The sequence below is a fragment of the Mesorhizobium sp. M5C.F.Ca.IN.020.29.1.1 genome (assembly GCF_003997375.1).
GTDB classification, from domain to species: Bacteria; Pseudomonadota; Alphaproteobacteria; order Rhizobiales; family Rhizobiaceae; genus Mesorhizobium; species Mesorhizobium wenxiniae.
Genome location: NZ_RZSW01000235.1, coordinates 1 through 9,080 on the forward strand (window position 1 = coordinate 1; position 9,080 = coordinate 9,080).

Annotated in this window: 6 protein-coding genes and 3 pseudogenes; 6 read left to right on the top strand and 3 right to left on the bottom strand. The window is 59.5% G+C overall.

The genetic code is table 11. The features are described 5' to 3' along the window. Nucleotides 1–893 precede the first annotated feature (893 nt). Entirely contained in the window at nucleotides 894–1,796 is a 903-nt protein-coding gene (locus tag EOA85_RS19080) for a LysR family transcriptional regulator (protein ID WP_065005935.1), read from the bottom strand. Nucleotides 1,797–1,933: 137 nt separating this feature from the next. On the opposite strand from EOA85_RS19080, the gene EOA85_RS19085 reads away from it, so the two are divergent. Beyond that, nucleotides 1,934–2,275, top strand: coding sequence for a nuclear transport factor 2 family protein (locus tag EOA85_RS19085; RefSeq protein ID WP_065005934.1), 342 nt, complete (start codon nucleotides 1,934–1,936; stop codon nucleotides 2,273–2,275). After that, nucleotides 2,272–3,051, top strand: coding sequence for an SDR family oxidoreductase (locus tag EOA85_RS19090; protein ID WP_127210770.1), 780 nt, complete (start codon nucleotides 2,272–2,274; stop codon nucleotides 3,049–3,051). The genes EOA85_RS19085 and EOA85_RS19090 overlap by 4 nt, the downstream gene beginning before the upstream one ends. A 54-nt stretch (nucleotides 3,052–3,105) precedes the next feature. Here the strand turns inward: EOA85_RS19090 and EOA85_RS19095 are convergent, their stop codons facing one another. Continuing rightward, nucleotides 3,106–3,576 carry a MarR family transcriptional regulator gene (locus tag EOA85_RS19095; protein ID WP_127210771.1) on the bottom strand — a complete coding sequence of 157 codons (471 nt, stop codon included), beginning with the start codon at nucleotides 3,574–3,576 and terminating at the stop codon, nucleotides 3,106–3,108. A gap of 144 nt (nucleotides 3,577–3,720) precedes the next feature. Between EOA85_RS19095 and EOA85_RS19100 the strand changes: the two genes are divergently transcribed. The 3 genes and pseudogenes from EOA85_RS19100 to EOA85_RS39105 all read left to right on the top strand — a co-directional run. After that, on the top strand, nucleotides 3,721–4,515 hold the full coding sequence (locus EOA85_RS19100; protein ID WP_127210772.1) for an alpha/beta hydrolase: 795 nt from the start codon (nucleotides 3,721–3,723) through the stop codon (nucleotides 4,513–4,515). Between the two features lie 156 nt (nucleotides 4,516–4,671). Next, a pseudogene (locus EOA85_RS19105) lies at nucleotides 4,672–6,206 on the top strand (GMC family oxidoreductase N-terminal domain-containing protein). 554 nt (nucleotides 6,207–6,760) lie between these two features. Next, nucleotides 6,761–6,889, top strand: a pseudogene (locus EOA85_RS39105) (helix-turn-helix domain-containing protein); the annotation flags it as partial. 666 nt (nucleotides 6,890–7,555) lie between these two features. On the opposite strand, the gene EOA85_RS19115 reads toward EOA85_RS39105, so the two are convergent. Further along, nucleotides 7,556–8,581, bottom strand: a complete 1,026-nt coding sequence (locus EOA85_RS19115) for an IS110 family transposase (protein WP_127210774.1) — start codon at nucleotides 8,579–8,581, stop codon at nucleotides 7,556–7,558. A gap of 73 nt (nucleotides 8,582–8,654) precedes the next feature. Between EOA85_RS19115 and EOA85_RS19120 the strand changes: the two are divergent. Then, nucleotides 8,655–9,065: pseudogene (locus tag EOA85_RS19120) on the top strand (IS630 family transposase); the annotation flags it as partial. Nucleotides 9,066–9,080 lie beyond the last annotated feature (15 nt).

Genomic DNA, 9,080 nt, shown 5'->3' on the forward strand with positions numbered 1-9,080 from the left:
TCCTCGCCCTCCTGCCCCCGCCCCCGGTGGACCGTTCCGTTCCGATAAGGGCTTGAACCTCGCACGGAGCTTCCGATCCCGCAGCGCCATTGGAAAACGAACACGGCAAAGTACGCTTAAATCTGGGCCTGTCTTCGTCCATTCGAGGGATGCCCTTTCTGGACGATCACATTGACACACGGAGCGGTTCGGGGGGTTGACCGCACGCATCAGCGTTGTGGCGAGGTCCAGAAAGGAAATGACGGCGCCGCATCAATGGAGAGTGGCTTGATGGGGCCGGCCAGACGTAAGGTGGACGAACCGGCAGAGAGGAAGAAGCCTGACACGAATGGCGCCATTTGTACCTCGGAACGCGTCTTGATGGAAAGGCTTTGAGCTTGCGGGCAGTGCACCTAAGCCTATGAAACAACTGGTGCCGCTTGCGTGACTCGAACACCTGACCCTTTCATTACGAACTTTATGGCGAGCGTACGCCACGATTCGCTACAGAACGAAAAATGTCTATTTTACAGATAGTTATTGACGTCGGCATACGAGGGAATATCCTTACTGGGTTGAGCACGGTGGCAGACATAGAGCGGTTTCCATTCAGACCGGACCACGTGGCGAGCGGCTCGCCGATCTAGCCCAGGTCGCTATTATGAACGACACTCCCAACAGATTGCCTGGGTCGTCGGCACGCGGCCATACGGATTAAGCGCAGCTTGGGCTCCACTGCGTTTAATCGCTGAGGCAGTGATCGAATGGGGTGTGGGGCCGTAACCGGACTGTCAGGTTTCGGCTGGGATTTTTTACCAGCAGCCGTTCGACACCCGACTCCATAGGAGCCATTGACAGTTCGATCGTGCGATGACCGCTTCTGGGCCCAGAACCGTTATTGGTGCCAGGTGTGGCTAACGGTTCCCGGTTGCGAACTCCCTTGCGGCCTGCAGGAAGGCACTGAAGGCTGCGGGTGGGTTCTTCCTGCCCGGGTAATAGAGCGAGAGCGGCGCCAGCGGCGGGGTCCAGTCATCGAGAACGGACATGAGCCGACCCTCAGCGATGTCCTCGCGCACATCCGCCTCCATCACATATCCTAGTCCGATCCCATTCTGTGCAGCAATCCGGACCAAGCTCGGCTCGTCGAGGGTGATGGCCCCCTGGACATCGATCTGCACGGCGGTCCCTTCCTTCTCGAACCGCCAGCGGAACAGCGCGTTGTTCGGAAGACGTGCCCGTATGCACCGAAATCGGTATAGATCGCCCGGAACGACAGGCCGCCCGTGTGTGCGCAGGAAATCCGGCGAGGCGACAACCGCATTTCGTCGCGGTAGTCCAAGCGAAATGGCGATCATATCGCTTGGCACAAGGTCCGCCGGCCTCAAGCCCAAGTCGAATCCGCCGGCGACAATGTCGACCAGCCGCCCCTCCGTGACAAGATCGATATGCACCTGCGGGTAGCGCCGTAGAAACGACAGAACGAGGGGCGCGATCACTTCCCGTGCCGCCGATGCAAAGGTGTTGATGCGCAAGGTGCCCGTTGGCGTCTCCTGCAGCGACTGCGCCGCCAGCATGGCGTCATGGATGTCCGTCATCGCCGGACCGACCCGCTCCACGAAGCTTCTTCCGGCATCGGTAAGCGAAACGCTACGCGTTGTTCGGTTGAACAGGCGAATTCCTAAACGCTGCTCAAGCTTTGCAATGGCGTTGCTTAGTGCCGTCGTCGACATACCGAGATCAAGTGCTGCAGCCCGGAAAGAGCCCAGCCGAGCGATGCTGAGAACCGCATCCAGGTCAGCCAGAAAAGACCTCGTCATTATCCCTCTTATCGGAATTCCACGTGCCTTTTTATCCCAGTTATCGCGGCAGTCGTCCAGACCTAGGTTGTCACTTGCCGGCCCAAATGGGTCGAGGCCCACAGCTGGCAAAGGCTGGACTTGATTGGAAGAGTAAAATGACGATTACACTACCCCTCACATTACCCAAGGGCATCCAAGCCTATTTCGACGCCGACCGAAATGGCGGGCCGGATGCTGTCGCTGCCGCTTTTACCGAAAACGGCATCGTGAAGGACAAGGGCAAAACCCATATGGGCCGTGAGGCCATTCGAAAGTGGATGGCTGAGGCCACCCAGCAATACAGCTACACGGTCGAACCCATCTTCATCGCGACCGAAAACGGGAAGACCCAAGTGACGGGCCACGCCGTCGGCGACTTCCCGGGAAGCCCGGTCGAACTGCGTTTCTTCTTCGTCCTCGCGGACGACAAGATTGCCGAACTGGAGATCACTATATGACACCCTTCGTCACATTGCAGGGGCGTCGGGCCCTGATCACCGGAGGTACTTTAGGTGCCGGCGCCGCGACCGTGGCGCTCTTTCAAGAGCTTGGCGCCCGTGTGCTGACCACCGCTCGCACCAAGCCGGCGGACTTCTCCGGTGGGGCATTCGTCGCGGCCGACCTGACTACCGAGGCGGGGGTTCAAGCCGTCGTCAACGCGGTGCATCGGGATCTTGGCGGGCTCGATATCCTTGTTAACGTGCTGGGAGGCTCTTCTGCCCCTTCAGGCGGCTTTGCTGCGCTCACCGACACGGAATGGGACAAGGAGTTCAACCTCAACTTCTTTCCTGCGGTCAGGCTCGATCGTGCTCTGATTCCCGGCCTGATCGCTCAGGGAAGCGGCGTCGTCATCCACGTCACCTCGATCCAGAACCGCCTGCCGCTACCGGAGGCGACGACGGCTTACGCTTCGGCCAAAGCGGCCCTCAACACCTACAGCAAAAGCATCTCGAAGGAGGTTTCTCCTAAGGGAGTGCGGGTGGTGCGCGTTTCTCCCGGCTGGATCGCCAGTCCGAACTCTAATGGTCTGGCCCTGCGCATAGCCGAGGAAGCCGGCATTGCCTACGCCGATGCGGTAGAGGTGATCATGAAGTCACTCGGCGGCATACCGCTTGGACGACCGGCCGAGCCGAAAGAGGTCGCCGACCTGATCGCCTTCCTTGCATCGGATCGAGCATCGTCCATTACCGGGACAGAGCATGTGATCGACGGCGGCACTATTCCCACCGCGTGAACAGACGGTGCGCGCACCACAGCGCGCATCTGCCCCCTGCCAGAGGTAGTGCGGTCAGGCCGTGCTGGTCCAGCCACCCGTGTGGGAGTAAATCGCGTTACGCAGTTCCCTCACATCGCGCGTGATCTGGTTCAGATGACTAGGACTTCGTCCTGAGGTCGAGAGCAGTCCATCTGCAAGGCAACCTGCCCGAGATCTCAGTTCACGCCCTTTGTCGGTGAGTTCAATCAGAACCTGCCTCTCGTTGGTCGGGTTCCTGGTTCGGCTGAGAAGTTCCGCAGTCTCCAGCCTCTTGAGCAGAGGCGTCAGGGTACTTGATTCTAGCGCCAGCCTGTCGGCGATGCTGCCAACCGTCTGCTCGCCGTGTTGCCAGAGCACGTTGAGCACCAGATACTGAGGATATGTAAGCCCTAGGCCGTCCAGCAATGGCTTGTAGACCCGCTGGATTGCGATGCCTGCGGAGTAAATTGCGTAGCAAAGCTGGTCATCGAGCGGCAGTGGGTTGTTCGGTTTCTTCGTGGGCATGGGTTCGTCTCCTGCAGATCGATATAGCCTATCCCGTCGGTAAAAAGAATATCGCGATAAAAATTATGATTGACAAGCTTCTCACGCCGAGCCAAGATAGTTATCGCGATAATGAATATCGCGATTTTGATGAAGAGAGAAAACATGGTTTCGAAGACATCGAACATCTTGGCAGCAACAGCCGCCGTCGCGGTAATCGCCACTGCCTCAGCTTCACACGGCGCCGAAAAGATTCCTGACACACAGGCCATCAAGAACGTGGTGCTGGTTCATGGCGCATTCGCGGATGGTTCCGGTTGGCGCGGCGTCTATGAAGATCTGACGGCGCGAGGTTATCGCGTGTCGATCGTCCAGAATCCGCTAACCTCGCTGGCAGACGATGTCGCCGCGACCAAACGTGCGCTGGATCGTCAGGAAGGACCGGCGGTTCTTGTGGGGCATTCTTGGGGCGGCACTGTGATCACCGAGGCCGGCATCCACCACAATGTCGAAAGTCTCGTTTACGTTTCAGCGCTTTCTCCCGACGCCGGACAGACCACCGGTCAGCTTTACGAGGGATATCAGACCCCGCCGGAATTCGTCATCGAGACCACACCGGACGGTTACGGTTTTATCTCCCCCGACAAATTCAAGATCGGCTTCGCCAACGACACGACCGACGCTGATGCGGCCTTCATGCGCGACTCGCAGGTGCCGGTGAATATGTCGGCGTTCGGGACGAAGCTCGAGCACGCCGCGTGGCGCAGCAAGCCGAGCTGGGCAGTGATTGCCACGGACGACAAAGCCTTCGACCAGCGCATGCTGCAGGACATGGCGAAACGCATTGGCGCAAAGGTCACCGAGGTGGCGGCCAGCCATGCAGTGTTCATGACGCAGCCGAAAGTCGTCGCTGACGTGATTGACGAAGCTGCTCGCAAGGGCGCCGTCGCGGCTCGTTGATGAGCGACAGTCGTGGCTGCAAACAGCGCGCCGGATAACTGACATCCGGCGCGCGAAACACGAAGTCAACAATTCCAAGAGAGTTACAATGCAGAGCAGTTCTTCCGCCACGCGGCAAAAGACTTCGAACGACGCGCTCGAGATAATCAGGCGAGGCTGACGGCAAAGCTCAAGCCAGGATACGACTTCATAGTTTGCGGCGCCGGCGCATCCGGATCCGTGATTGCTCGACGCCTCGCCGAAAACTCTGCCTGCAATGTTCTTCTGATTGAAGCGGGCGGTACCGACGATACCGAAGCGGTGCTTGATCCGAGCCTGTGGCCCACAAACCTCGGTAGCGAGCGCGATTGGGGTTTTGTTGCAGAGCCAAACCGGGACCTAGGCGGACGCGCCTTGCCGATGTCGATGGGAAAGGGCCTTGGTGGAGGCTCCAGCGTCAACGTCATGGTCTGGGCGCGCGGGCACCGCAGTGACTGGGATCACTTTGCTGAGGTGTCTGGCGATGATGGTTGGGGTTATGAGGCGGTGTTGGACATCTATCGCCGCATTGAATCCTGGCAAGGGGCACCGAATGAACGATATCGGGGAACGAACGGTCCGGTTTGGGTTCAGCCACCCCATGACCCCAGCCCGATCGCGGGTGCGATGCTGCAGGCGGCTCAGCAACTAGGTATCCCGCGGTTCGACAGCCCGAACGGCGCTATGATGGAGAGCGAGGCGGCGCGGCCTACACCGACATGCTTGTGCGCGACGGGCGGCGCCACTCGCTCTATCGCGCATACGTTCTACCGTGGACCGACAAACCGAATCTCACAGTGCTGACGATACACTGGTAAGACGGGTGCTATTCGGCGGACGACGCGCTGTAGCCGTTGAAATTGAGCGAGGTGGAAATGTTCAGACGCTCTCCGCGACCACGGAAATCATCCTCTCGACAGGAGCGATCAATACGCCAAAGCTTTTGATGCTGTCTGGAATAGGAGATTGCACGCACCTCGAACGCCACGGCATTCCGCTCGTTCAAAACCTGCCTGGGGTCGGCGAAAACCTGCAGGACCACGTATCCTTCGGTTGCTCGTGGGAGTGTCGCGAACCGCTCGCTCCTCGCAACAATGGAAGCGAAGCTACTCTTTACTGGAAGAGCCGGCCGGAAATGCGCGAGCCAGACCTTCTGTTCTGTCAGGTGGAATTCCCGGTTCCAAGCGACCGAACTTCCGCTCGGGGGATACCCGCGCACGGATGGACGATGTTCGCTGGACTTGCTCGCCCACAGAGCCGTGGACGGGTGAGATTGAGGAACGCGGACCCCGGTCGTTGACGCCCGTATGATGGCTCACCCCCATGACCTGGAAGCGGCAAGGGCGTGTGTGAAGCTTTGCCGGGAACTCGGCCAAGCGAACGCGCTACGCCCGATCGTCAAGCGTGAGGTGATCCCTGGTGTGGGAACTGACGCAGACGACGATTTCATCCGTGATGCAGCCGTAACCTACTGGCATCAGTGTGGCACCGCTCGAATGGGTGTAGACGAGATGTCGGTAGTCGATAGTGACCTCAGCGTGCATGGCGTCAAGGGGCTGCGCGTAGCGGACGGGTCGATCTTGCCAAGGGTGACAACTGGGAACACCCAAGCACCTTGTGCTGTGATTTGCGAACGGGCAGCGCAGATGGTCCGAAACGAATATCGTCTCTGATACGTGGGGCGAAACGGGGCGTTTAAGCGCCGACAGTCTTTGATGTTACAGCTTGCACAAAATCGGACTTCGCGAGGCCGCCACGACATCGGCTTCGAAAGGAGTGTCTGCTTCCAAGCAGCCACACCATATTGTGCAATGTCCAAAACTGAGGCGCTGAGCTGTCATCGGCATCACGCAAATTCGATTCTTGGCAGGGATCTTCACCTGCTCCCGGTCGCGCGTACGCTAGGCTGCCACATGGTTCGATGGAATGTCCGTCCTTCCAAAACCGGCTTAAAAACCGGCCTAATCTGGAAAATTAAGCTGGTGAGAGATGGAGTACAGTCTCTGAAAGATTAATGATTTCAAATGGTTGGAGTGGCGCGCCCGAAGAGATTCGAACTCCTGACCCCAGATTCGTCGTTAAGGGGAGGGTGCTTGCGGTCAGACGCGAGGCGACAAATCCGTAAGGACCGCGGATTCTAGAGCGGGATGAGATTTGTAAGAGTCGTGGGATTCCCAAATCATCGCAGTTCTGATTCAACATTCATGCTGGGAGGAGGCCAGTTTGGATGGCAGGATATTCGATGGACCTTCGCGAGCGGGTTGTAGCCGCGGTCAAGACCGATGGGCTCTCGCGACGTGCGGCGGCGGCTCGATTTGGCGTTAGCTATAGCGCGGCCATTGAGTGGCTTAAGCGTGTCGAAGAGACTGGCAGTGCTGCGCCTCGCCAGGTCGGCGGCTACAAACCGAAGAAGCTCTCGGGAGCGTGGCGCGACTGGCTGATCGAACGCTGTCACGACAGGGACTTCACCTGCGCGGCCTTGTGGCCGAACTTGGCGAGCGTGGCCTGAAGGTCGACTACCGTTCGGTGTGGGAATTCGTGCATGCCGAGAAGCTCAGTCACAAAAAAAGACGCTGATCGCCGTCGAGCAGGATCGTCCCGATATCGCGCGACGGCGGATGCAGTGGACGAAGTATCGGGGCCGGATTGATCCCACGCGCCTGGTCTTCATTGACGAGACCTGGACCAAGACCAACATGTCGCCGCTAAGCGGCTGGGCGCCGGTGGGACAGCGGATCAAAGCGAAAGTGCCGCACGGCCATGTGTGGACGCCCCCTCAAACGCAAGAAGAATCTTTGGTGCAGTCTGCTGCGCGTGATCGGGTGCTGCCATGTGTCCGGCCTCTGTTGCGGCTCGTCATGGCCGCGGGCCCGTATGGGAGTTCGAGGATAAGGTCCACATCACTGGAACGCGCTCGAAGCGCTCCCCATGCGCCTGGTTCTCCTGATCCCGCCTCACCGACGTTGCGCCATACCTGTCCTTTGACCTCCTCACGCCGCCAACGGCCTCAAGTCCGTCCCGCTCAAGCAGGTACGGCCGGAGCCCGGTAACTTTCTCCCTTCGTCAATAGCGCCCACGCGATACGGGCATTCTTGTTCGCCAGTGCGACGATCACCAGCATCGGCGGCTTACGCTCGAGCATCCGCCCGAGCCAGGATCCTTTAGGCACCCCTTTGCGCTTGGCCCAGCGGATCACGGCGCTCGCTGCGATAATAAGAAGCCGTCGCAGGGTTCGCTCTCCCATCCTGGATGTTCGGCCCAGCCTTTCCTTGCCGCCCGTCGAGCGCTGCACCGGTGTTAATCCGACCCAGGCAGCGAAGTCACGACCCGATCGGAACGTCTCCGCCGGCGGCGCAAGAGCTTCAATGGCAGTGGCGATCAGGGGGCCGATCCCAGGCACAGTCATCAGACGTTGGGTCATCTCGTCAGCCTTGGCGCGAGCAGAGATCTCCGCATCTAACTTGCCGATCTGCTCTTGCAAATGACGCACCCCCTCAACGAGGAGAGCAAGGCAGGAGCGAGCGGCCTCCGGTACGCTCGATGCGGGGTCCTCGATGTGTGCGATGAGGCGCCCGACATGGAAAGGACCCCGCGGCGCGATCAGACCGTATTCGGAAAGATGGCCGCGGATCGCGTTGATGAGCTGAGTACGTTGGCCGACCAGAATATCGCGAGTCCGGAAGATCACGGCTGAGGCCTGCTTGGCCTCGCTCTTCACGGCCACAAAGCGCATCGTCGGGCGTTGCGCCGCTTCGCAGATCGCTTCTGCATCGGCGGCATCATTCTTCTGACGCTTGACGAAAGGCTTCACATAGGCCGGCGCGATGAGCCGGACCGTGTGGCCGAGCTTCCCGATCTCCCGGCCCCAATAATGGGCGCCGGGGCATGCTTCCATCGCGACAAGGCAAGGCGGCTGAGCTGCGAAGAAGCCCAGCACCTGGTCGCGTCGTAGCTTCCTGCGGAATAAGACCTCTCCCGCAGCGCTCGCTCCGTGTGCCTGAAAGACATTTTTGGCCAGATCCAGGCCGATGGTGCTAACTTCCGTCATGGGCGCCTCCTCTGAGTGGCAAGAAACACCTCCACTCTGGCACATCGATGCCGTCGGGGGGCGTCCACCCCATCACTGGAAGACCATGACCTTCCTGGCCGCGCTGCGCCGCGATCGCGTCGACGCGCCTTGGTTGATCGACGGACCGATCAACGGCGAGAGATTTCTCCTCTACGTCGAGAAGGTTCTCGCGCCGACCCTCCAGCCGGGGGATATAGTCATCATGGACAATCTCGGCTCGCACAAAGGCAAGGCGGTGCGTCGCGCCATACGCGTCGCCGGCGCAAGGCTCTTCTTCCTGCCGAAATACTCGCCCGATCTCAATCCGATCGAACAGCTCTTCTCAAAACTCAAGCACTGGCTGAGAAAGGCAGCAAGCCGCACCGTCCAAACCGTCTGCGACGCGATCGGCCAAATTCTCAACCGCATCACATCCGCCGAGTGCTCACACTACTTCAAAAACTCCGGCTATGACCGAAACTAATCTCATCCCGCTCTA

What these genes read in the sequence shown, in the direction of transcription:
- EOA85_RS19095 (WP_127210771.1), bottom strand. Translation starts at nt 3,576, where the DNA reads ATGCCCACGAAGAAACCGAACAACCCACTGCCGCTCGATGACCAGCTT.
- EOA85_RS19090 (WP_127210770.1), top strand. Translation starts at nt 2,272, where the DNA reads ATGACACCCTTCGTCACATTGCAGGGGCGTCGGGCCCTGATCACCGGA.
- EOA85_RS19100 (WP_127210772.1), top strand. Translation starts at nt 3,721, where the DNA reads ATGGTTTCGAAGACATCGAACATCTTGGCAGCAACAGCCGCCGTCGCG.
- EOA85_RS19080 (WP_065005935.1), bottom strand. Translation starts at nt 1,796, where the DNA reads ATGACGAGGTCTTTTCTGGCTGACCTGGATGCGGTTCTCAGCATCGCT.
- EOA85_RS19085 (WP_065005934.1), top strand. Translation starts at nt 1,934, where the DNA reads ATGACGATTACACTACCCCTCACATTACCCAAGGGCATCCAAGCCTAT.
- EOA85_RS19115 (WP_127210774.1), bottom strand. Translation starts at nt 8,581, where the DNA reads ATGACGGAAGTTAGCACCATCGGCCTGGATCTGGCCAAAAATGTCTTT.